This is a genomic window from Pseudomonas sp. Tul2A7 (assembly GCF_054790505.1).
Genome location: NZ_CP186499.1, coordinates 140281 through 161632, shown reverse-complemented (window position 1 = coordinate 161632; position 21352 = coordinate 140281). Strand labels below are relative to the sequence as shown.

19 protein-coding genes and 4 tRNA genes are annotated in these 21352 nt (G+C 58.9%); 15 read left to right on the top strand and 8 right to left on the bottom strand.

Features of this window, described 5'->3' with window-relative positions:
* The first annotated feature begins 1 nt into the window (after position 1).
* The 5 genes from ACOYXJ_RS00810 (at position 2) to ACOYXJ_RS00790 (ending at position 3308) form a co-directional block, all read left to right on the top strand.
* On the top strand, positions 2-733 hold the full coding sequence (locus tag ACOYXJ_RS00810) for an adenosylcobinamide-GDP ribazoletransferase (RefSeq protein WP_460367413.1): 732 nt from the start codon (positions 2-4) through the stop codon (positions 731-733).
* Between the two features lie 174 nt (positions 734-907).
* On the top strand, positions 908-1312 hold the full coding sequence (locus tag ACOYXJ_RS00805; protein ID WP_007919794.1) for a MarR family winged helix-turn-helix transcriptional regulator: 405 nt from the start codon (positions 908-910) through the stop codon (positions 1310-1312).
* A gap of 53 nt (positions 1313-1365) precedes the next feature.
* Positions 1366-2574 carry an MFS transporter gene (locus ACOYXJ_RS00800; protein ID WP_460367410.1) on the top strand — a complete coding sequence of 403 codons (1209 nt, stop codon included), beginning with the start codon at positions 1366-1368 and terminating at the stop codon, positions 2572-2574.
* A complete protein-coding gene (locus tag ACOYXJ_RS00795) occupies positions 2571-2693 on the top strand; it encodes a hypothetical protein (RefSeq protein ID WP_256586225.1) in 123 nt (40 codons plus the stop codon). The genes ACOYXJ_RS00800 and ACOYXJ_RS00795 overlap by 4 nt, the downstream gene beginning before the upstream one ends.
* A gap of 54 nt (positions 2694-2747) precedes the next feature.
* Complete coding sequence (locus ACOYXJ_RS00790) at positions 2748-3308, top strand: glutathione peroxidase (protein ID WP_007919788.1); 561 nt, start codon at positions 2748-2750, stop codon at positions 3306-3308.
* A gap of 179 nt (positions 3309-3487) precedes the next feature.
* Here the strand turns inward: ACOYXJ_RS00790 and ACOYXJ_RS00785 are convergent, their stop codons facing one another.
* From ACOYXJ_RS00785 to ACOYXJ_RS00775, 3 genes are all read right to left on the bottom strand, one after another.
* Complete coding sequence (locus ACOYXJ_RS00785) at positions 3488-4759, bottom strand: OmpP1/FadL family transporter (RefSeq protein ID WP_102900832.1); 1272 nt, start codon at positions 4757-4759, stop codon at positions 3488-3490.
* A 146-nt stretch (positions 4760-4905) separates the two neighbouring features.
* Positions 4906-5388 (bottom strand): hypothetical protein, encoded by a 483-nt coding sequence (locus tag ACOYXJ_RS00780; RefSeq protein WP_460367407.1) that lies wholly within the window; start codon positions 5386-5388, stop codon positions 4906-4908.
* 274 nt (positions 5389-5662) lie between these two features.
* Positions 5663-5887 carry a hypothetical protein gene (locus ACOYXJ_RS00775; RefSeq protein WP_034156218.1) on the bottom strand — a complete coding sequence of 75 codons (225 nt, stop codon included), beginning with the start codon at positions 5885-5887 and terminating at the stop codon, positions 5663-5665.
* Positions 5888-6849: 962 nt separating this feature from the next.
* Between ACOYXJ_RS00775 and ACOYXJ_RS00770 the strand changes: the two genes are divergently transcribed.
* Entirely contained in the window at positions 6850-7173 is a 324-nt protein-coding gene (locus ACOYXJ_RS00770; protein ID WP_095119969.1) for an SEL1-like repeat protein, read from the top strand.
* Positions 7174-7348: 175 nt separating this feature from the next.
* Entirely contained in the window at positions 7349-8713 is a 1365-nt protein-coding gene (locus tag ACOYXJ_RS00765) for a DNA recombination protein RmuC (RefSeq protein ID WP_191622669.1), read from the top strand.
* A 110-nt stretch (positions 8714-8823) separates the two neighbouring features.
* On the opposite strand, the gene ACOYXJ_RS00760 is transcribed toward ACOYXJ_RS00765, so the two are convergent.
* Together ACOYXJ_RS00760 and ACOYXJ_RS00755 are read right to left on the bottom strand one after the other, a co-directional pair.
* A complete protein-coding gene (locus ACOYXJ_RS00760) occupies positions 8824-12294 on the bottom strand; it encodes a hybrid sensor histidine kinase/response regulator (protein WP_460367404.1) in 3471 nt (1156 codons plus the stop codon).
* Positions 12295-12552: 258 nt separating this feature from the next.
* Positions 12553-13095: a TetR/AcrR family transcriptional regulator gene (locus tag ACOYXJ_RS00755; protein ID WP_460367402.1), complete on the bottom strand. Its 543-nt coding sequence runs from the start codon at positions 13093-13095 to the stop codon at positions 12553-12555.
* Positions 13096-13186: 91 nt separating this feature from the next.
* Here ACOYXJ_RS00755 and ACOYXJ_RS00750 point away from each other — a divergent pair, with 91 nt between their 5' ends.
* From ACOYXJ_RS00750 to ACOYXJ_RS00735, 4 genes are all read left to right on the top strand, one after another.
* Positions 13187-14374 (top strand): MFS transporter, encoded by a 1188-nt coding sequence (locus tag ACOYXJ_RS00750; RefSeq protein ID WP_460367400.1) that lies wholly within the window; start codon positions 13187-13189, stop codon positions 14372-14374.
* Positions 14375-14424: 50 nt separating this feature from the next.
* Positions 14425-14736: a cupin domain-containing protein gene (locus ACOYXJ_RS00745; RefSeq protein WP_460367398.1), complete on the top strand. Its 312-nt coding sequence runs from the start codon at positions 14425-14427 to the stop codon at positions 14734-14736.
* A 105-nt stretch (positions 14737-14841) separates the two neighbouring features.
* Positions 14842-15993, top strand: coding sequence for a TDT family transporter (locus tag ACOYXJ_RS00740; protein ID WP_460367396.1), 1152 nt, complete (start codon positions 14842-14844; stop codon positions 15991-15993).
* Between the two features lie 99 nt (positions 15994-16092).
* Positions 16093-17967: an MFS transporter gene (locus ACOYXJ_RS00735; RefSeq protein ID WP_460367394.1), complete on the top strand. Its 1875-nt coding sequence runs from the start codon at positions 16093-16095 to the stop codon at positions 17965-17967.
* Positions 17968-18081: 114 nt separating this feature from the next.
* On the opposite strand, the gene sugE is transcribed toward ACOYXJ_RS00735, so the two are convergent.
* The 3 genes from sugE to rdgC all read right to left on the bottom strand — a co-directional run bounded on the left by sugE (position 18082) and on the right by rdgC (position 20550).
* A complete protein-coding gene (sugE, locus tag ACOYXJ_RS00730; RefSeq protein ID WP_003223093.1) occupies positions 18082-18396 on the bottom strand; it encodes a quaternary ammonium compound efflux SMR transporter SugE in 315 nt (104 codons plus the stop codon).
* A gap of 119 nt (positions 18397-18515) precedes the next feature.
* On the bottom strand, positions 18516-19481 hold the full coding sequence (locus tag ACOYXJ_RS00725; RefSeq protein WP_460367391.1) for a bile acid:sodium symporter family protein: 966 nt from the start codon (positions 19479-19481) through the stop codon (positions 18516-18518).
* Between the two features lie 148 nt (positions 19482-19629).
* Positions 19630-20550, bottom strand: coding sequence for a recombination-associated protein RdgC (rdgC, locus tag ACOYXJ_RS00720; RefSeq protein WP_007919763.1), 921 nt, complete (start codon positions 20548-20550; stop codon positions 19630-19632).
* Positions 20551-20709: 159 nt separating this feature from the next.
* Here rdgC and ACOYXJ_RS00715 point away from each other — a divergent pair.
* The 4 genes from ACOYXJ_RS00715 to ACOYXJ_RS00700 all read left to right on the top strand — a co-directional run bounded on the left by ACOYXJ_RS00715 (position 20710) and on the right by ACOYXJ_RS00700 (position 21253).
* Positions 20710-20785: transfer RNA gene (locus ACOYXJ_RS00715), tRNA-Val, on the top strand.
* Positions 20786-20804: 19 nt separating this feature from the next.
* Positions 20805-20881, top strand: a tRNA-Asp gene (locus tag ACOYXJ_RS00710).
* Between the two features lie 200 nt (positions 20882-21081).
* Positions 21082-21157: transfer RNA gene (locus ACOYXJ_RS00705), tRNA-Val, on the top strand.
* A 19-nt stretch (positions 21158-21176) separates the two neighbouring features.
* Positions 21177-21253 (top strand) — tRNA-Asp (locus tag ACOYXJ_RS00700).
* Positions 21254-21352 lie beyond the last annotated feature (99 nt).

Below are 21352 nucleotides of genomic sequence, written 5' to 3'. Positions count from 1 at the left end.
CATGTTGCCGCTGTGGATCGCCCTGCAATTTCTCAGTAGCCTGCCGATTCGTTTGCCGGGCATGCCTGAGCCGGAACAACTGGGGCGGTCGCTGCTGTTTTATCCGTTGGTGGGGTTGCTGTTCGGGGTGATCCTGTGGGCGTTGAATCTCGCCTTGAGCGGCGCGCCGTTGCTGCTGCATGCGGCGTTGTTGCTGACGGTGTGGGTGTTGCTCAGTGGCGCACTTCACCTGGATGGTCTGGCTGACAGCGCCGATGCCTGGCTCGGCGGTTTTGGTGATCGCGAGCGTACGCTGACGATCATGAAGGATCCGCGCAGCGGGCCGATTGCGGTGGTGACGCTGGTGTTGGTGTTGTTGCTCAAGTTTGCTGCGCTGCTGGCGCTGATCGAGCAGGGGCATGGGCTGGCGTTGATCATCGTGCCGTTGCTGGGGCGGGCGGCGCTGTTGGGGTTGTTTTTGACGACGCCGTATGTGCGTGCGGGCGGGTTGGGGCAGGCGTTGGCGGACCATTTGCCGCGCAAGGCGGGGTGGTGGGTGCTCGGCGGTAGTGCGCTGGCTTGCGTGTTGATTGCCGGGTTTGCCGCGTTCGTCGCGTTGGTGATTTCGGTCGTTGTGTTTGTCTGGCTGCGGCAGTTGATGATGCGGCGGTTGGGCGGGACGACCGGTGATACGGCGGGGGCGTTGCTGGAATTGCTGGAGATGGTGGTGTTGGTTGGATTGGTTTTGGTCTGATGGATTTCTACTGTTCATGCCGGCCTCATCGCGAGCAGGCTCACTCCTACAGTTGACCGCATTCCCCTGTAGGAGTGAGCCTGCTCGCGATAGCGGTGTGTCAAACACCACAAATGTTATGGGTAAACTCATCTGTAACTTGATTTAACACAGTCGCGGGTATATACACGCATCATGCTTCCTTCTCAGTGTTTGTGCACCAACCTGCGTCGCGCCGCTCGTGGCGTCAGCAGGCATTACGACGGCGCTCTCGACGGCTTCGGGATCAACGTTGCCCAGTATTCTTTGCTGTGCAACCTGCAGCGTCTGGATCAACCGAGCATCTCGGAACTGGCCGAAGCCATGGGTCTTGATCGCAGCACTCTCGGGCGCAATTTGCGGGTGCTGGAGGGTGAGGGGCTGGTGGCGCTGGCCGAGGGCGAGGACATGCGTAACCGCATCGTCAAGCTCACCGAGACCGGCGTGCAACGCCTGGCAGCGGCACTGCCGGCCTGGGAAGCGGCGCAGCAGCGGTTGATTGACCGACTGGGTGCCGAGAAGCGTGAAACCTTGCTCAGATTGCTGGATGAACTGGCCTGAGGCCGGTTTTTTCCAAACTCAAGCGGGTATATACCCGCAAGCGGAGAATAACAATGACATCGATGTGGCGTACGTGCGGTTGGGTTTTGGTCGGAAGTGCGCTGATTTTGGCGTTGTCATTGGGCGTGCGGCACGGTTTTGGCCTGTTTCTGTCACCAATGAGCGCGCAGTTCGGCTGGGGGCGAGAGGTGTTCGCCTTCGCCATTGCCTTGCAGAACCTGATCTGGGGCCTGGCGCAACCGTTTACCGGCGCATTGGCTGACCGCTTCGGCGCGGCAAAAGTGGTGCTCATCGGTGGGCTGCTCTACGCGGCGGGCCTGGTGTGCATGGGCCTGTCCGACTCGGCAGTGACGCTGTCACTGAGTGCCGGTCTGCTGATCGGTATTGGCCTGTCGGGCACTTCGTTCTCGGTCATTCTTGGTGTCGTGGGCCGGGCCGTGCCGCCAGAGAAGCGCAGCATGGGCATGGGTATTGCCAGCGCCGCCGGTTCTTTCGGCCAGTTCGCCATGTTGCCGGGCACGCTGGGTCTGATCGGCTGGCTCGGCTGGTCGGCCGCGCTGCTGGTGCTGGGCCTGCTGGTGGCGCTGATCGTGCCACTGGTGAGCATGCTCAAGGATAAGCCGCTGCCGGTGCTCGGCCATGAACAAACCTTGTCCGAGGCCCTGCGCGAAGCCTGTTCGCATTCGGGTTTCTGGTTGTTGGCGTTCGGTTTTTTCGTCTGCGGTTTTCAGGTGGTGTTTATCGGTGTGCACCTGCCTGCGTATCTGGTCGATCAGCATCTGCCCGCCAGTGTCGGCACCACGGTGCTGGCGTTGATCGGGCTGTTCAATATTTTCGGCACTTACACTGCTGGCTGGCTGGGCGGGCGCATGTCCAAGCCGCGTCTGCTGACAGCGTTGTACCTGTTGCGCGCGGTGGTGATTGTGCTGTTTCTGTGGCTGCCGGTGACGACCACGTCGGCCTACCTGTTTGGCATGGCGATGGGTTTCCTGTGGCTGTCGACGGTGCCGTTGACCAACGGTACGGTGGCGACCTTGTTTGGTGTGCGAAACCTGTCCATGCTCGGCGGCATCGTGTTCCTGTTCCATCAGTTGGGATCGTTCCTTGGCGGCTGGCTGGGCGGGGTGGTGTATGACCGAACCGGGAGTTATGACGTGATCTGGCAAGTGGCTGTTCTTTTGAGTCTGCTGGCGGCGGCGCTGAACTGGCCGGTGCGCGAGCGTCCGGTCGCACGTCTGCAAGCCGCTGCGAGCGCCGTATGAGTCAACTCTGGTCACGAATCGTCATCACCGCACTCGGCGCCGCATTGCTGGCGCTGGTGTGGTGGGGCTGGCATCAGGGTGGTCTGGCGTTGATGCAGTTGGGCATGAGCATTTGCTAGAAACAGGCATGGCGAGTAACGTCAAACTCTGACGACTGCTCAAGGATGCTCGACATGCTGATGCGCTGGTGTGCTGTTCCCGCGTTGCTGATGGCGTTGACTGGTCTGGCCCAGGCCGCCGACTGTCCCGAATTGCTGCAGGGCTCGCTGCCCAAACTGCGAGCCAAGGAATCCATCGATCTGTGCAAGCAGTACGCCGACAAACCGTTGGTGGTGGTCAACACCGCAAGCTTCTGCGGTTTCGCGCCGCAGTTCGAAGGCCTTGAGGCGTTGCATAAGCGCTACGAAGGGCAAGGGCTGGAAATGCTCGGCGTGCCTTCCAATGACTTCAAGCAGGAGTCCAAGGACAGCGCCGAGACCGCCAAGGTCTGTTACGCCAATTACGGCGTGACGTTCGCCATGACCGAGCCGCAGAAGGTTCGTGGTGATGATGCTACGCATCTGTTCCAGGTGCTGGCCGCACAGAGCAGCGCACCGAAGTGGAATTTCTACAAGTATGTGGTCGATCGCCAGGGCAAGGTGATCGCCAATTTCTCCAGCCTGACCAAGCCTGATGATCCGGAATTTATTGCCGCGATCGAAAAGGCTATCGCCTCGAAACCCTTGAAGCCCTGATCTGTAGGAGCTGCGGCACGCTGCGATCTTTTGATTTTAAAAAAACAGATCAAAAGATCGCAGCCTCGTTGCACTCGACAGCTCCTACAGGTCGCACAAATTTCAGGCATTAAAAAGCCCCGCCTCTGCAAAGAGAGCGGGGCTTTTTGTGGGCGAGGGGTTAGCCTCGCCACACACCATCAGAAGCGGTAAGTAGCGCCGACACCGAAACCGTTTGCCGAGTTTTCATACTTGGCGTCGTAGCTCTGGCCACGGTTGTTTTCGTTGCGGATCTTCACTGACTCTTCTTTCAGGTACGAGTAAGCGACGTCGATGGTCAGGTCGTCGGTCGGGCTCCAGCCGGCACCGATACTGAAGATGGTGCGGTCGCCAGTCGGAATGCGTGGCGAACGGTCTTCGTTATTGGTCGGCGACTGGTCGAAGGTCAGACCGGTACGCAGTACCCATTCCTTGTTCAACTGGTACGAAGTACCCACGGCGTAGGCCCAGGAGTCATGCCAGTTCTGGTCTTCGTTGATCGAACCGAACTGGCCGGCCAGCAGCGGCTGCACACCGGAGTTTTTCACGGTGATTTTTTCCAGCTGGCTCCAACGGGTCCAGGTGGTACCGGCATACACGTTCCAGCGATCGTTGATCGCCTGGGTAACCGAGAGGTCGACCGATTCGGGTGTGGTGATCTTCAGCGAAGCGTCGTACTTCTGGCTGGCGCCCAGACCGACTGCGGCCAGTGCGCCGTAGTTGACCTTGGTGTTGCCTTCGAGCTTGTAGTCGACTTTCGAGTGGTAGGTCAGGCCCACGCGAGTGGTGTCGGTGGCTTGTACCAGCAGGCCGACGTTGTAGCCCAGGGCGGTGTCGTCACCCTTGATCTTGACCTTGCCGTCCGGCAGGGCTTGAGTGATCGACAGGTTGGATTCCAGCGCACCGTCAATGCGGTTGATGGTCGGGCCGAAACCGATCGACACCTTGTCGTTGAAGGCGTAGCTGATGGTCGGTTGGAACGTGATGACTTGCACTTCGGACTTGCTGCCGAAGTAACGGCCGGCAAAGCCGTTTTCATAATCAGTGATCAGGCCGAACGGCACATAAACACCGAGGCCGAATGCCCAATGCTCATCGATCGGTTTCACGTAGAAGCCCATAGGTACAGCGGTGAAAGGCACCATGTCGCCTTTGTTGCTGCCGCCGTTAGGGCTGGAGCTGGCATTGCTGATATCGGTATGAGCATCGACAACGGCTACACCACCGGTAACTTGTTCACGCTTGATGCGCGACATGCCGGCAGGGTTGCCATAAACAGTACTTGCGTCGTCAGCAGAAGAAGATCGCCCGGCAAAACCAGTCCCCATCCCACTGATGCTTTGTTCGTTGAGGGCAAAGCCGGCCGCGAAAATTTGAGTGGAGGCAAGGGTAACGGCGAGGCTAAGGGTGGTTTTGAGCATGACTTTTTTCATTATTAGAACTCCTGATGATCACCGGGGCGAAAATTACCAACATTTTCGTCCCAGCGCTATAGTCCGTATGCCTTGAGTTAGAGCGGTTTTGTAGGACAATCCGACCAGAATCGCGACCTGTTGTGCGATCTTCTGAAACCGGTCGGTCAGCAGGCGACCTGATTCACCGTTGAAACACAGGTGTACCAGGCGTAAGTGAAGTCGCGCAGGCGACCTTGAGGTTGAAAGGTCTGACGCCAGATACGCGCCATTCCCAGCAAATCGTTGGAATCGGGGAGGGTGGGGTTTTGCTCTTCCACAAGGAGCCAGGCAATGGCCGTGGCGTAACGCAGATTCACAGTCAGTTCCAGGTGCGGGCCAGTCAGGAAAGCATGCTGGCTGGCGAGGCCGCGAACCAGGCTGGCGCGTTCCGGATCGAGTGCCAGGTAATCATCCCAAAGGGCTTGATGGCGCTGCTCGGCGATGCGGTAAAGCCCGTGGCCGCGGCGGTCATGCAGGGCGGAACCCAGGGCTGACTGGCTGGCGGCGATGCCCAGCAGCAGAGATTCGGCAGTCGCGCTGTGACGTCCCAGATAGATCAGCGTAGGACGGATCACGTAGCGGCACAGTTCGCTGGCAGCGATACCCATAAAACCCTCGGTTCTTGTTATTGATGGCGAGTCCTGAAGGGGGGCTTGGCAGCAGTGGATCGGTTCAGGCTCGCCGCAAGCGGATCACGCCGCTTGAGTTGAAGTGTAGTGTCATATTCGCGACGTAAAGGCCTGTTTTTAAAATATTTCCGGCTTCGAGTTATAACCGTTATATCCGTTGGTACTTAAGCGCCAACGGCTAAAAGTGAAACATCAGGCAATAAAAAGCCCCGCATTTTGTGCGGGGCTTTTGCTTTTGCAGCCTTTTCGGCTCTCAGGCAATCAATGCCTGACGGGTACGGTCGATCACGGCCTGCAGCGGTTCGGCGCTGGAGTACTGATCGGGGTACAGACGCTCGCTGTGGCGGGCGATACCGTGTTCGTTGACCAGTGTGAAGCTGAAGCAGCCTTTGCGAGCGGCCATGATCAGGCAGTTCATTGGTGCAAAAGCGTTGGTTAGGGTGCGAATGGCATCCTGAGTATGGATTTGAGTAGACATAGTTATTAGGTGTTCCTACAAATGACACGGATAAGAACCGTGCAACGTTAAAACGTTCCAGTAACGTCGACCACCATTGGTCGAACGAAGAACCCGACTGGAACAAAGCAGCCAGTTTGAAGCGCAATTAAGTTGGCGCGCTTGGGCTGGCAGGTAGGTACTTAGGAGGGCAGGCAACACATCAAGGGCAAAGGTTCTGGGCCCGGGGTGAAGATCCTGATCAATTTGCAGGTTGGTTCGGTCAGAGTAAGTGGTCTTCGCAACACCCTTCGCATCATTCGAAGGCAGTGTCGTCGCAAGATTTACCTGGAAACCATCGAGGGGTCGTTCCCGCTTTTTTCGGTAGGGCTTCTTGGTAGAAGGCTGCCCGTGGGGATGTGTTCGACCGGAATTGACTTTCAGCTTGGTACTAACGCCGCGGATACTAACGGATCGAAATGCTTAAAGCAAACCCTGGCTTGAAAAAGACTGAAATCGACCACTGCTTCAGCTCCGCTGATCTGCAGAATCAGCCCAGATGGTGCAGATTGCTACCGTCGGTCGGTGTAGCTCCAATGACAAAACTGTGTGTTTACGCCGCTTATCCCCAGAGTCATGGTGAAAACGCTCGGAAAAAGTGCATCGATATAACCCAGTAACAGGTACTTGTGCACATTGGTTGCGCGACCTGTAACGGCACTGTCACATCAATCCTGACCCCGATGGCTGCCTGTAACGAAAGTTTAAGTCAATGAAAAACATCGCTTTTTTTTGTTGGTGAAAAAATCGTCAGTTTGACTGCGGGCCCCATTCCATAAGGCTTTGCGAGGGTTGGAGGGCGGTTGTCCACTGAGTTATCCACAGCTTCTGTGGATTGTCCCGAGCGCTTGCTCTAGGACGGGCGTGCCGGGTTGTTTTTCGACTTTACCTGTAAGAAAAAGAGAGTAGAGTGGCGCGCCTTCCGATTCGTCCCACAGTGCTTTATGAAGTTTCGCTCAGTATCAGACTCTGTAACCTCAGAACCTCCCCGTGTTACTCCGCCCAAGCGCTTTACCGTTCGCGTTGCCGAATGGCTGCTCGACAGCCCGCGCCTGAGCGCCAGCCACAATGCCAAACACCTCGCTGGCCGCCTGCTCAAGCAACCGGCGCGTGAAGGTGTCGTCGCCGCGCAAAGCCGTCTCGGTCAACTGATGTGCCGCGAGTGCGGTAACGCTCGGGATCGGCGCATCGGTCAGGATCTGCTGCGCCAGGCCGCCCGCGCTGGTGATCGTCGCGCGCAGCAGGAACTCGGTCTGCTCGAAGACTGAGCTGTCCAAGACCTGACACCTTGGTTAACCTTCAGGCTTTATCGAATCGGCAGGAGTCGTTATGGCTATGGACTTGACCAGCGTGTTGCTCGGTCTCGCAGGGGCAGGCCTGCCATTGTTGGCACTCGCCTGGCAACTGCAGCGCCGGGCGAGCAATGGCCAAGCCGAGGTCGCCTTGCTCGAAGAGCGGCTGGCCATGGCCCAACTGGCCCAGGACGGACTTAACGCGCAACTCGACGCCAGCCGCGATGAAGTGGCCGATCTCGGCCAGGCCAATGCCGCCAAGCAGGCTGATCTGGCCGCTCTGCGCCGGGAAGTCGAATTGCTGCAGATCGAGCGTGACGACGCCCGCGATGCCTCCCACGCCTGGAACCTCGAACGCGCCAATAAGGAAGCTGAACTGCGCCGCCTCGACGCACAGGCCGCTTCGCTGAACGCCGAACTGCGCGAACAGCAGGAAAGTCATCAGCAACGCCTCAGCGACCTGCAAGGCTCGCGCGATGAACTGCGGGCGCAGTTTGCCGAACTGGCCGGGAAGATCTTCGATGAGCGCGAGCAGCGTTTTGCCGAGACCAGTCAGCAACGGCTCGGTCAACTGCTCGATCCGCTGAAAGAACGCATTCAATCCTTCGAAAAACGTGTGGAAGAAAGCTATCAGGCCGAGGCCCGCGAGCGCTTCTCGCTGGCCAAGGAGCTTGAACGGTTGCAGGCGCTCAACCTGCGTTTGAGCGACGAAGCGACCAACCTGACCCGCGCCCTGAAAGGCCAGAAAACCCAAGGCAACTGGGGCGAGCTGATTCTTGAGCGGGTGCTCGAACACGCCGGTCTGGAGAAGGGCCGCGAGTACCAGACGCAGGTCAACCTCAAAGGCCCGGACGGCGAGCGCTTCCAGCCTGACGTGATCATTTACCTGCCGGGCGACAAGCAAGTGGTGGTGGACTCCAAGGTGAGCCTCACCGCGTATCAGCAGTACGTGGCTGCCGACGACGATGCCCTCGGGCAGATTGCAATCAAGCAACACGTGCTGTCGTTGCGCAATCACGTCAAAGGCCTGGCCGGCAAGGATTACAAGCGTCTTGAAGGCCTGCACAGCCTGGATTTTGTTTTGCTGTTCGTGCCGATCGAAGCGGCGTTTTCGGCGGCGTTGCAGGCCGAGCCGAGCCTGTTCCAGGATGCCTTCGACCGCAACATCGTCATCGTCAGCCCGACCACGTTGCTGGCGACACTGCGGGTGATCGACAGTCTGTGGAAGCAGGAGCGCCAGAGTCAGAATGCCCGGGAAATCGCCGAGCGCGCCGGGTGGCTGTACGACAAGTTTGTGCTGTTTATTCAGGATCTCGACGAGGTCGGCAATCGCCTGCAACAGTTGGATAAAGCTTACAGTTCAGCGCGCAACAAGCTCACCGAGGGGCGCGGCAACCTGGTCAGTCGCAGTGAACAGCTGAAGTTGCTCGGTGCGCGGGCGAGCAAAAGCTTGCCGGCGGATTTGCTGGAGCGGGCGATGACGGACGTCGATGGTCTCGTCGAACTTCCGGAATAGCCCGAAAAGCTTCGTCGGATCGCCGCCCGGAGCAGGCTCGCTCCCACAGGGATCACCTAAACCTTGTGGGAGCGAGCCTGCTCGCGAAGGCGTCAGTGCAGCACATGCACCTACAACGGCAAGTACCGACTCAACAACGCCCGCAACGCCGCCGGCTTCACCGGTTTGGCCAGATAATCCAGCCCCGCCGCATGCACCTGCGCAACCATCTCCGGTCGCCCGTCAGCACTGATGACCACCCCCGGCACCGGCTCACCCAGATGCGTGCGCAACCACGCCATCAACTCGGTGCCGGTATCCCCGTGATCGAGGTGATAGTCGACCAGCGCCACTTGCGGTCGCACCCCGTCGTTCAACAACGCCGCGCATTCCTCACGATTACGCGCCGTCCATACCTGACAGCCCCAGCGGCTCAGCAGGCTGTTCATGCCGATCAGAATGCTGTCTTCGTTGTCGATGCACAGCACTTGCGCGCCGCTCAGCAATCTGCCACTCAATTCAACCGCGGCGCTCGCCGGCACGGCTTGTGAGCGAGCCAGCGGCACGCTGACGCTGAACACGCTGCCGCGGCCTGGCCACGAACGTACACGCAAAGTGTGGCCGAGCACCCGGCACAAGCCATCGGCAATTGCCAAACCCAGCCCGAGGCCTTTTTCGGCGCGGGTCTGATGGCTGTCGAGGCGCTTGAACTCCTCGAAAATCACCTGTTGTTTGTCTTCAGGAATCCCTGGTCCGCGATCCCACACTTCCAGACACAATTCGCCGCCACGTCGACGCACGCCCAGTAACACCGGGCCTTTGGCGTAGCGAAATGCGTTGGTGAGGAAGTTCTGCAGAATTCGTCTGAGCAATTTGATGTCGCTGTCGATGCGCAGATGACTGCCGCGCACACGGAAGATCAATCCCTGTTCCTGTGCCAGTGCCTTGAACTCGGCACCGAGAGTGTCGAACAGCTCATTGACGGCGAACGGCTTGCGATCGGGGTTGATCTTGCCGTTTTCCAGTCGGGAAATATCCAACAGATCGCTGATCAGATCCTCAGCCGAGCGCAACGAGCTGTCGAGGTGTTGCACCAGTTTTTGCGCCTCGCTGCTCAAACCGTCGTCCTGATGGGAGAGGGCGGCGGAGAACAGCCGGGCGGCGTTCAGCGGTTGCATCAGGTCATGACTGACCGCCGCGAGAAAACGGGTTTTCGACTGGTTGGCGGCCTCGGCGGTGCCTTTGGCTTCGGTCAGCGCGACGTTGAGTTGCGACAGTTCCTGAGTGCGTTCGCTGACCCGTTGCTCAAGCCCTTCGTTGGCTTCGGTCAACGCCTGCTCGGCTTCGCGGAACGCAGTGATGTCGGTGAAACTCATGACGAAACCGCCACCGGGCATCGGGTTGCCGATCAGCTCGATCACCCTACCGTTGGGGAACAAACGTTCAGAGGTATGCGCGCGGCCCTGACGCATCCAGTGCAAACGCCGGGCAACGTGGACTTCCGCTTCACCGGGGCCGCACAAACCGCGCTCGGCGTTGTAGCGGATGATGTCGGCAATCGGTCGGCCAACGCTGATCAAACCGTCCGGGTAGTTGAACAGCTCCAGATAGCGCCGGTTCCAAGCCACCAGTTTCAGTGACTGGTCGACCACACTGATGCCTTGGGTGATGTTCTCGATCGCACCTTGCAGCAGAGCGCGGTTGAACTGCAGTACCTCAGAGGCTTCGTCGGCGATTCGGACGACGTCTTCCAGTTGCATTTCCCGACCTTCGATGGCGGCTTTTACTACAGCACGCGTCGAAGAAGCGCCAAGCACACCGGCCAACAAGCGCTCGGTATGGGCGATCCATTCGCCGTCGGCATTCTGGTTCGGGTTGAAGCCTTTGCCTTGGCGATAGGCGAAGCGAATGAAGCTCTGGCGCGCACGTTCTTCGCCGACGAAACGCGCGGCCAATTGCAGCAAATCGTCAATCTGCACCGCCAGCATCGAGCGTGCACTCGGCCGTGCGCTGATCTCCTGTCCGATGAAGCGCCCGGCCTGCCAGTGTTCCGATACGCGGGTACGCGACAGCACCGAAACCCAGGCGAAAAGGGTGAAGTTGCCGGCCAGCGACAGCACTACGCCTTGGGTCAGCGGGGTGATCGGCAGGTTCAGCGGATTGCTGTGCAACCACGCCAGCCCTGGAAAACTGCTCAGCGACCAGCCAAGGCTGTGCGCGGCGATCGGCAGGATCAAGGTGTAGAACCAGAGGAAAGTGCCCGCCGCCAAACCTGCGAAAACGCCGCGACGGTTGGCCTGTTTCCAGTACAAGGCGCCGAGCATGGCCGGTGCCAGTTGGGTGACCGCCGCAAAGGCAATCTGGCCGATGGTCGCCAGGCTTGCGGTCGAGCCAAGCAAGCGATAGCTGACGTACGCCAGCAGCAGAATCACCACGATGCTCACGCGCCGCACCGACAACATCCATTGGCGGAATACTTCGAACGGGCGCTCGGCGTTATTGCGGCGCAGCAACCACGGCAACAGCATGTCGTTGGAAACCATGGTCGACAACGCCACGCTGGCGACAATCACCATGCCGGTTGCCGCTGACGCGCCACCGATAAACGCCAGCATTGCCAGCGCCGGATGCGCCTGCGCCAGTGGCAGGCTGATCACGAAGGAGTCGGGCAAGACGTCACTTGGCAACATCATCTGACCGGCTAAAGCGATCGGGACTACAAACAGCGCCGCCAAGGCGAGGTACGCCGGAAATACCCATTTGGCCAGGCGCAGATCCTGCGGATCAATGTTCTCCACCACCGTGACGTGGAACTGCCGAGGCAGACAGATGATCGCCATCATCGCCACGCCGGTCTGCACCACCATCGACGGCCAATTGATGGTTTCTTTCCAGTATTCCTCCAGGCGCGGGGCGAGCATGGCCTGGTTGAACAGATCATCGAAACCGTCATACAGGCCATAAGTGACGAAGGCGCCGACGGCGAGAAAAGCGAACAGTTTGACCAGCGATTCGAAAGCAATTGCCAGCACCATGCCCCGGTGGTGTTCGGTGGCATCGAGGTTGCGCGTACCAAAAACGATGGTGAACAGTGCCAGCACCAGCGACACGATCAGCGCGGTGTCCTGCGCACGAGTGCCCATGGCATCAGCCCCGGCACCGATCAACAGGTTCACGCCGAGGACGATACCTTTGAGTTGCAGGGCAATGTAGGGTAGGACGCCGACCAGACAAATCAGCGCTACGACCACCGCCAGCGATTGCGATTTGCCGTAGCGCGCGGCGATAAAGTCAGCGATGGAGGTGATGTTCTCCTGTTTGCTGATCATCACCATTTTTTGCAGGACCCACGGCGCGCCCACTAACAGCAGGATCGGCCCGAGGTAAATCGGCAGGAATGACCACAATTGCTCGGCGGCTTGACCGACTGCGCCGAAGAACGTCCAGCTGGTGCAATAAACTGCCAGCGACAGGCTGTACACCCAGGCACGCACGCGCGGCGGCAACGGCGCGCTGCGACGGTCGCCGTAGAAGGCGATGGCGAACATGATGGCCATATAGGCCAGGGCGACGGCGGCGATCAGCCCGGTGGACAGCGACATGCAACACTCCCGACAAAAGACTCCCCGGCACTCCTGCCCGGGCGGACAGTCTCGCATGCGCGGGGCGGTTAGTCAGTGTCGACCAAGGTCGTGGCGTGGCGGGGTGTCGCAGGTTTGAATGGAGGCGTTGTGCGTTGACATTGCCAGGCATCGAACCCTGTAGGAGCTGTCGAGTGAAACGAGGCTGCGATCTTTTGATTTTTCAAAATCAAGATCAAAAGATCGCAGCGTGCCGCAGCTCCTACATGAATATCGGCGTCAGTCCAGACGCAGCGCAATATCAATCAGCCGATGCAGCTCATCCGCCTCCAGCGCCGCCGCCGAAAACAGAATCCGGAACACCACCGGCGCCACCACCAGATTGATCAACCGATCGACACTTGGCGCCGCTTCATCCGGATGCCGCTCAATGATCGTCTGCAATTGCGCGCCAATGATCGTCACGCAATACCCCGGCGTAGCGCTCGCCTGCACGTCGCGCATCATGTTGCGCCCAGGCTCCGAACTCATCTCATCAAGATACTGCTCGGCCCACGCACGAATATCACTGCGCAAGCTGCCGGTCTGCGCCGGCTCGCTGTCCGGGCGCATGCGGGCGAGGGCGACGTCTGCCAGCAACGCGGACAGATCACCCCAACGCCGGTAAATCGTCGATGGCGTCACCCCGGCGCGAGCGGCGATTTGCGGGACGGTCACGGTCGAGCGCTCCTGTTCTTGCAGGAGCGCACGGACTGCCGAATGAATTGCATCTTGCACCCGGGCACTGCGGCCGCCGGGGCGTAAACCTTCTTTAATAGCCATGCGGCAGACCTTAACACAAAGAATTTGCTTTAAGCGCGAGGCAGTAGCACACTCCACAAAAGCAAAAAATTAGCTTTTGCGGAGTGTGCCCATGATCAGCCTTGCTTCCAATCGATCCAGCCTGTGGTTTCTGGCGATTACTTTACTGAGTTTTCTCGCCGCCTCCACGGCGCCGACACCGCTGTATCACTTGTATCAGGATCAACTGCATTTCTCGGCAGCCGTTCTGACCCTGATTTTCGGCGTCTACGCCCTCAGCCTGTTGGCGGCGCTATTAACTGTCGGCTCGCTGTCCGATCACCTGGGACGTAAACCGGTGATCTTCACCGCCGTGCTGCTCAATGCGTTGGCGATGTTGCTGTTTATCTACGCCGACAGTGTGGCGTGGCTGATCAGCGCGCGCGTTCTGCAGGGTTTTGCCACCGGCATGGCCACCGCTGTTTTAAGCGCAACATTGCTCGATACCGATCGTCAGCAGGGGCCGTTGATCAACAGTGTGGCGCCGTTGCTCGGCATGGCCTTGGGCGGCATGGGCTGCGGTTTGTTGGCCGAATTTGCGCCGGCACCGCTGCAACTGACCTATTGGCTGCTGCTCGCACTGTTTGTATTGCAGGGCATTTATGTGTGGCGTCTGCCGGAAAGCGTTACGCCGCAAGCCGGAGCGTGGACATCGTTGCGGCCGACTTTGCATGTGCCGGTGCAGGCACGCTCAACGTTGTGGCGAGTGTTGCCGCTGAACACCGCAACCTGGGCGCTCGGCGGTTTCTACGCCTCCCTCGCGCCATCGCTGGTGCGCACCGCCACCGGTTCGACTTCCAATCTGATCGGCGGCGCAACCGTGGCTGCCCTGACGGTGACCGGTGCATTGATGATTTTCACGCTGCGCAATCGTCCCGCCGCGCGAGCATTGCAGTTGGGCGCGAGCCTGCTGCCGATCGGTCTGGTGTTGATTCTGCTGGGCGTGCACAGCGCCAGTCTGTCGGTGTTTTTCCTCGGCACGCTGGTCGCCGGTTGCGGCTTTGGTTCGGGATTTCTCGGTGCCGTGCGTAGTCTGGTGCCGCTGGCTTTGCCTCACGAGCGGGCGGGGTTGATGGCGGCGTATTACGTGCTCAGTTATCTGGCGTTCTGTCTGCCGGCGTTGCTCGCCGGGCACTTGTCGCGCAGCTACGGCTTGTTGGCGACCACCGATGGTTACGGGGCAATTCTGATCGTGCTGGCTTTAGGCGCCCTGTTGCTGAGCCTGCGTCCAGCGCCATCCAAAGTGTGCCGCGTTCCATAAACGGCGCGCTTTCGGTTAGCCTTGCCCAGCCTCTTCTCACGGATCGACTCATGAAGATTATTCGCAGCAAGACCTTCACCGCCGAGCGCGCCTGGGGCGCGCTGGACATCGCCAACATGAACGGCATCAGCACGCGCCTGCACTGGACCGATCAGCCGTACAAATGGCACATCAATGACGGCGAGGAAGTGTTTGTGGTGCTCGATGGCCAAGTGCTGATGCATTACCGCGAGCAGGGCGAAGAAAAACAGGTGCAGCTGGATGTCGGCGACATCTTCTATGCGAGCGTCGGCACCGAGCACGTCGCCCATCCACAAGGCGCAGCGCGGATTCTGGTGATCGAGAGCGAAGGCAGCATTTAACCGCTTATTGGTAAAACAGATAACAGTTAGAGAAATTACCCGTTATATAGATATTCGATTCGGTTCTACCATGAACTCAACCTCACCAGAGGACAGGAGTTCATGATGATTTGCCCCAATAGCGCCAAACCCGGCATCAAGCCGTTCAGCCAACTTCAGCATCCACGCGAAGTGATCCGTCAATTCACCCCGAACTGGTTCGCCGCGACCATGGGCACTGGTGTGCTGGCGTTGGCGCTGGCACAACTGCCTTTGGTCATTCCAGGCCTGCACGCCATCGCCGAAGGTTTGTGGTTGTTCAACATTCTGTTGTTCACCCTGTTTACCGCTGCGTACGCTGCGCGCTGGATCTTGTTCTTCGATGAAGCGCGGCGGATTTTCGGCCACTCCACGGTATCGATGTTCTTCGGCACGATTCCGATGGGCCTGGCGACAATCATCAACGGCTTTCTGTTGTTTGGTCTGCCGCGCTGGGGCGACGGCGTGATTCATCTCGCCGAAGTGCTGTGGTGGATTGATGTGGCCATGTCACTGGCTTGCGGCGTGCTGATTCCGTACATGATGTTTACCCGTCAGGAACACAGCATCGACCAGATGACCGCCGTTTGGCTGTTGCCGGTAGTGGCGGCAGAAGTGGCAGCGGCCAGCGGTGGTTTGCTTGCACCGCATCTCACCGATGCCCACTCACAACTGGTGGTGCTGACGACAAGCTACGTGCTCTGGGCCTTTTCCCTACCGGTAGCGTTCAGCATTCTGACGATCCTGCTGCTGCGCATGGCCCTGCATAAACTGCCCCACGAAAACATGGCCGCTTCGAGCTGGCTGGCCCTCGGCCCGATCGGCACCGGTGCGCTGGGCATGTTGCTGTTGGGCGGTGATGCACCAGCGATTTTCGCGGCGAACGGTTTGCAGGGCATCGGCGAAATCGCTGCGGGTCTGGGGCTTATTGCCGGGATCACCCTGTGGGGCTTCGGGTTGTGGTGGATGCTGATGGCGCTGCTGATCACCGTGCGTTACTTGCGTGACGGCATTCCGTTCAACCTCGGCTGGTGGGGATTCACCTTCCCGTTGGGCGTGTATTCGCTGGCAACCCTGAAACTGGCGAGCACTCTGAACCTGACGTTTTTCAGCGTAGTCGGCACGCTGTTGGTGATGTTGCTGGCGGTGATGTGGCTGATTGTCGGCAAACGCACCGTGCAAGGTGCGTGGCGTGGCGAGCTGTTTGTCTCGCCATGTATTGCAGGTTTGAAGAAATAACCTGAAAGTTTTAGGTAAGGTGTGGCCTGGATCGCGGTTCGAGAATCCAATAAGCAGTACCCAGGCCTCTCTACCTTAAACATCAGGGAAACACGGAAGATGAGTCACCCCTCACAGTTCAACCTGCTGCGCACCCGGCGCTTCCTGCCATTCTTCATCACGCAGTCGCTCGGCGCGTTCAACGACAACGTGTTCAAGCAGTCGCTGATCCTCGCCATTCTTTATCGGCTGACCATCGAGGGTGACCGTTCGATCTGGGTCAACCTGTGTGCGTTGCTGTTTATTCTGCCGTTCTTTTTGTTCTCGGCATTGGCCGGGCAGTTCGGAGAGAAGTTCGCCAAGGACGCGTTGATCCGTCTGATCAAGCTCGCGGAAATCGCGATCATGGCCGTAGGATCGGTCGGTTTCCTCTTCGATCACCTGTCGCTGATGCTGGTGGCGCTGTTCGCCATGGGCACGCATTCGGCGCTGTTCGGGCCGGTGAAATATTCGATCCTGCCGCAGGCGCTGCGTGAGGATGAACTGGTTGGCGGCAACGGCCTGGTGGAAATGGGCACGTTTCTGGCGATTCTCGCCGGCACGATTGGCGCCGGGGTCATCATGTCTTCCTCGCACTACGCGCCGCTGGTGTCCTGCGCCATCGTCGGGATTGCCGTGCTGGGCTATTTGGCCAGTCGCAGCATTCCCCGTGCAGCGGCATCCTCCCCGGAAATGCGCCTGAACTGGAACATCTTCAGCCAGTCGTGGGCGACGTTGAAACTCGGTCTGGGCCAGACGCCGGCGGTGTCACGCTCGATTGTCGGCAACTCATGGTTCTGGTTTGTCGGGGCGATTTACCTGACGCAGATTCCGGCCTATGCCAAAGAGTGGATGCACGGTGATGAGACCGTGGTCACCCTGATTCTGACGGTGTTCTCGGTCGGTATCGCGCTCGGCTCGATGCTCTGCGAGAAACTGTCCGGGCGCAAAGTCGAGATTGGCTTGGTGCCGTTCGGCTCGTTTGGTCTGACCGTGTTCGGTTTGCTGTTGTGGTGGCACTCCGGCGGAATTCCCGACAGCGTCACCGGCCACAGCTGGATTGAAGTGCTCGGCTTCGTGCACACCTGGGCGGTGTTGATCGATATTCTTGGCCTCGGCATCTTCGGTGGTTTCTACATCGTGCCGCTGTATGCCTTGATCCAGTCACGTACCGCTGAAAACGAGCGCGCGCGGGTGATTGCCGCCAACAACATTCTCAACGCGTTGTTTATGGTGGTATCAGCCATCGTCTCGATCGTGCTGCTGAGCGTGGCCAAGCTGTCGATCCCGCAGTTGTTCCTCGTGGTGTCGCTGCTGAATATCGGCGTCAACGCCTACATCTTCAAAATCGTCCCCGAGTTCAGCATGCGTTTCATGATCTGGCTACTCAGCCATTCCATGTACCGCGTCGAGCACCGTAACCTTGAGGCGATTCCCGATGAAGGCGCGGCATTGCTGGTGTGCAACCACGTGTCGTTCGTCGATGCCTTGCTGATTGGCGGTGCGGTGCGTCGGCCGATTCGCTTTGTCATGTACTACAAGATCTACAACTTGCCGGTGCTGAACTTTATCTTCCGCACGGCGGGGACAATTCCGATTGCCGGACGTAATGAAGACATCCAGATTTACGAAAAGGCCTTCACCCGGATTGCTCAATATCTGAAGGACGGCGAGCTGGTGTGCATCTTCCCGGAAGGCAAGTTGACCGCCGACGGCGAGATAAACGAATTCCGGGGCGGGCTGACGCGGATTCTCGAGGAGACGCCAGTGCCGGTGATTCCGCTGGCATTGCAGGGGTTGTGGGGGAGTTTCTTCAGTCGCGATCCGAATAAAGGTGTGTTTCGGCGGTTGTGGTCGCGGGTGACGTTGGTGGCGGGAGCGCCGGTAGGCATTGATGTGGCTGAGCCGGCGAAGTTGCAGGGGTTGGTCGGGGAGTTGCGCGGGGCTGTCAGATAGCCGGCGATTTTAACGGCCTCTTCGCGAGCAGGCTCGCTCCCACAGTTGATCGTATTCCCCTGACGGAACGCGATTGAATGTGGGAGCGAGCCTGCTCGCGAAAGCGGTAGTGGCTTAAGCGCTGACCTTAAGCCCAATCAACCCGGTAATGATCAACGCCACACTGGCCAGCCGAATCAACGCCATCGACTCGCCAAACAGGATGATCCCGGCAATCACCGTGCCCACGGCACCAACACCGGTCCAGATCGCATAGGCCGTACCCAGCGGCAATTCTTTCATCGCCAAGCCAAGCAGGCCAAGGCTGATGGCCATGGCCGCAACGGTCAGTACGGTGGGGAGCGGGCGGGTGAAGCCGTCGGTGTATTTCAGGCCGACGGCCCAGCCGACTTCGAACAGGCCGGCGAAAAACAGAATGATCCAGGACATGCAAGACCTCCATCGATTGACGGGGTCGTCCCCAGATTAATGACTCGATCGAGCCGCAGGGTCGTCCCCGCGTTGCGCGCTAGTTTGACGAGCATTAACCCGGGGATCAAGTTTGCGCCTCAGTCGGCCGCTTGTTGCGCCAGCGCATCGCGATCTTCCTTCTCACTCATGCGCCGGAAGTACGTCGACAGCAGTGCCCCGGAAATATTGTGCCAAACGCTGAACAGCGCGCTCGGCACTGCCGCCAATGGCGAAAAATGCGCACTGGCCAACGCCGCGCCCAATCCCGAATTCTGCATGCCCACTTCCAGCGCCAGCGATTTGCGCTGGGCCAGCGGCAACTTGAACAGGCGCCCGGTGAAATAACCCAGCAGATAACCGAAGCTGTTGTGCAGCATCACCACGGCCATGATCAACAGGCCGGATTCGGCGATTTTCGCCTGACTGGCGGCCACCACGGCAGTGACAATGATCACGATGCTGATCACCGATACCAGCGGCAACACATCGACGGCGTGACGAACCTTGTCGCCGAGCAAACGCTGGGCAACCACGCCAAGGATGATCGGCAGCAGCACCACTTGCAGGATCGACCAGAACAGCTCCATGAACGACACCGGTAACCACGCCGAGGCCAGCAGCCAGATCAGCGCCGGGGTCAGCAGCGGGGCGAGGAGGGTGGTGACGGCGGCAATGGCTACCGACAACGCCAGATCACCGCGAGCCAGCCAGGTCATCACGTTGGACGACGTGCCGCTCGGGCAGCAGCCGACCAGAATCACCCCAACGGCGATTTCCGGCGGCAGATGAAACACCTGGCAAAGCAACCACGCCACACCGGGCATGATCACGAAATGGGCAACCACGCCCAGCGCCACGCGCCATGGATGGCGGGCAACGGCAGCGAAGTCGTCGAGTTTGAGGGTCAGGCCCATGCCGAACATGACAAGCCCGAGCAGCGGTACGATTGCGCTTTTCAGACCGAGGAACCACGCCGGTTGCAGAAACGCAACCACAGCAAAAATCAGAACCCAGTAAGCGAAGGTGTTGCCGACAAAGCGGCTGAGTGCAGCCAGTGCGCGCATGGCTTGATCCTTATTATTAAATGATCAACACAAAAACAATTGTGGGAGCGAGCCTGCTCGCGAAAGCGGCGTGCCAGACACATTAATGTTAACTGTCACTCCGCATTCGCGAGCAGGCTCGCTCCCACAGTTTTGAAACTCGTCAGGATCAGATCCCCTGCGGAGTCTCTTCCCCACCCAACGCTTCAACCAGCGCCGGCAGGAAATCACCGAAGGTCAGCATCATCAGGGTGAAGCTGGCATCCAGTTGACCCAGTGCCTCATCACCACCGTCCTGTTCCGCCTGATCCTGCAACAGATCTTCGAACTTCAGACGTTTGACAGTCATCTTGTCGTCGAGCATGAACGACAGTTTGTCCTGCCATGCCAGCGACAACTGAGTGACCACTTTGCCGGTGCTCAGGTGCAGCTGGATTTCTTCGCTGGTCAGGTCCTGACGCTTGCAACGCACGATACCGCCGTCTTCGTGGGTGTCGCGCAGTTCGCACTCGTCCAGTACATAGAAGTCGTCGGCGGCTTTTTGCGTGGTGACCCATTCGGTCATGGTCGCGGTGGGCGACATTTTCACGGTCAGCGGACGGACGGGCAGGGTGCCGATCACTTCACGCAGGGTCGACAGCAGGTCTTCGGCACGTTTCGGGCTGGCCGAGTTGACCAGGATCAGACCCTGTTTCGGCGCGATGGCGGCGAAGGTCGACGAGCGACGGATAAAGGCGCGCGGCAGGAACGCCTGGATGATTTCATCCTTGATCTGGTCGCGTTCCTTCTTATAGACCTTGCGCATCTGCTCGGCTTCGATCTCTTCGACCTTTTCCTTGACCGCGTCACGCACGACGCTGCCCGGCAGAATGCGTTCTTCTTTACGCGCGGAAATCAGCAGGAAGTCACCGCTGACGTGCACCAATGGAGCATCTTCGCCTTTGCCGAACGGCGCGACGAAACCGTAGGTGGTCAACTCCTGGCTTGCACATGGACGCGCCAGTTTGGTGGCCAGTGCAGTTTCCAGCGCCTCGGCATCGACAGGCAGGTCTTGGGTCAGGCGATAGATAAGCAGGTTTTTGAACCACATGGGGTGAGTCTCTCCTTTATACAAAGGAGGGCATTATTGTCTTCGCCGTCTCATAGGCCAACCCTTCTCTAAGCCTTTGGAAGGCCTGAGAAAATTATTTAAAAAAGTGCTTGCCAGAGGTTGGGTCGCTCCGTAGAATGCGCGCCACACCGAAGCGAAGGGTGATTAGCTCAGCTGGGAGAGCGTCTGCCTTACAAGCAGAATGTCGGCGGTTCGATCCCGTCATCACCCACCATTCGTTTCAAGTGTTTAGCGCAGCGGTAGTTCAGTCGGTTAGAATACCGGCCTGTCACGCCGGGGGTCGCGGGTTCGAGTCCCGTCCGCTGCGCCATATTCGGTAACCTGGACCACTGAACGCCAGGTCACCACGGAAAAACCCGCCAAAGCGGGTTTTTTTCTGCCTCAAGGTTTGTACAGTTGTACCCGCGGGATGTGTCGTTTTATTGGTTTTCGGATTTATTTGAAAAAAACTTCAATTAAATCAACACTTTACGAAAACTTGTGGCATAATGCGTCCCGTAACGAAGCGAAGGGTGATTAGCTCAGCTGGGAGAGCGTCTGCCTTACAAGCAGAATGTCGGCGGTTCGATCCCGTCATCACCCACCATTCGTTTCAAGCGTTTCGCGCAGCGGTAGTTCAGTCGGTTAGAATACCGGCCTGTCACGCCGGGGGTCGCGGGTTCGAGTCCCGTCCGCTGCGCCATATTCGGTAATCTGGAACACTGAACGCCAGATCACCACAGAAAGCCCGCCTTGTGCGGGCTTTTTGCTGTCTGGGGTTTGGGTATTTTTCGCTACCCAT

Coding starts and splice junctions, on each gene's coding strand:
- ACOYXJ_RS00755 (WP_460367402.1), bottom strand. CDS start 13,095: ATGGCTATTAAAGAAGGTTTACGCCCCGGCGGCCGCAGTGCCCGGGTG.
- ACOYXJ_RS00725 (WP_460367391.1), bottom strand. CDS start 19,481: ATGCGCGCACTGGCTGCACTCAGCCGCTTTGTCGGCAACACCTTCGCT.
- ACOYXJ_RS00735 (WP_460367394.1), top strand. CDS start 16,093: ATGAGTCACCCCTCACAGTTCAACCTGCTGCGCACCCGGCGCTTCCTG.
- rdgC (WP_007919763.1), bottom strand. CDS start 20,550: ATGTGGTTCAAAAACCTGCTTATCTATCGCCTGACCCAAGACCTGCCT.
- ACOYXJ_RS00780 (WP_460367407.1), bottom strand. CDS start 5,388: ATGGGTATCGCTGCCAGCGAACTGTGCCGCTACGTGATCCGTCCTACG.
- ACOYXJ_RS00795 (WP_256586225.1), top strand. CDS start 2,571: ATGAGTCAACTCTGGTCACGAATCGTCATCACCGCACTCGGCGCCGCA.
- ACOYXJ_RS00750 (WP_460367400.1), top strand. CDS start 13,187: ATGATCAGCCTTGCTTCCAATCGATCCAGCCTGTGGTTTCTGGCGATT.
- ACOYXJ_RS00745 (WP_460367398.1), top strand. CDS start 14,425: ATGAAGATTATTCGCAGCAAGACCTTCACCGCCGAGCGCGCCTGGGGC.
- ACOYXJ_RS00770 (WP_095119969.1), top strand. CDS start 6,850: ATGAAGTTTCGCTCAGTATCAGACTCTGTAACCTCAGAACCTCCCCGT.
- ACOYXJ_RS00810 (WP_460367413.1), top strand. CDS start 2: ATGTTGCCGCTGTGGATCGCCCTGCAATTTCTCAGTAGCCTGCCGATT.
- ACOYXJ_RS00775 (WP_034156218.1), bottom strand. CDS start 5,887: ATGTCTACTCAAATCCATACTCAGGATGCCATTCGCACCCTAACCAAC.
- ACOYXJ_RS00760 (WP_460367404.1), bottom strand. CDS start 12,294: ATGTCGCTGTCCACCGGGCTGATCGCCGCCGTCGCCCTGGCCTATATG.
- ACOYXJ_RS00805 (WP_007919794.1), top strand. CDS start 908: ATGCTTCCTTCTCAGTGTTTGTGCACCAACCTGCGTCGCGCCGCTCGT.
- ACOYXJ_RS00785 (WP_102900832.1), bottom strand. CDS start 4,759: ATGAAAAAAGTCATGCTCAAAACCACCCTTAGCCTCGCCGTTACCCTT.
- ACOYXJ_RS00800 (WP_460367410.1), top strand. CDS start 1,366: ATGACATCGATGTGGCGTACGTGCGGTTGGGTTTTGGTCGGAAGTGCG.
- ACOYXJ_RS00790 (WP_007919788.1), top strand. CDS start 2,748: ATGCTGATGCGCTGGTGTGCTGTTCCCGCGTTGCTGATGGCGTTGACT.
- sugE (WP_003223093.1), bottom strand. CDS start 18,396: ATGTCCTGGATCATTCTGTTTTTCGCCGGCCTGTTCGAAGTCGGCTGG.
- ACOYXJ_RS00740 (WP_460367396.1), top strand. CDS start 14,842: ATGATTTGCCCCAATAGCGCCAAACCCGGCATCAAGCCGTTCAGCCAA.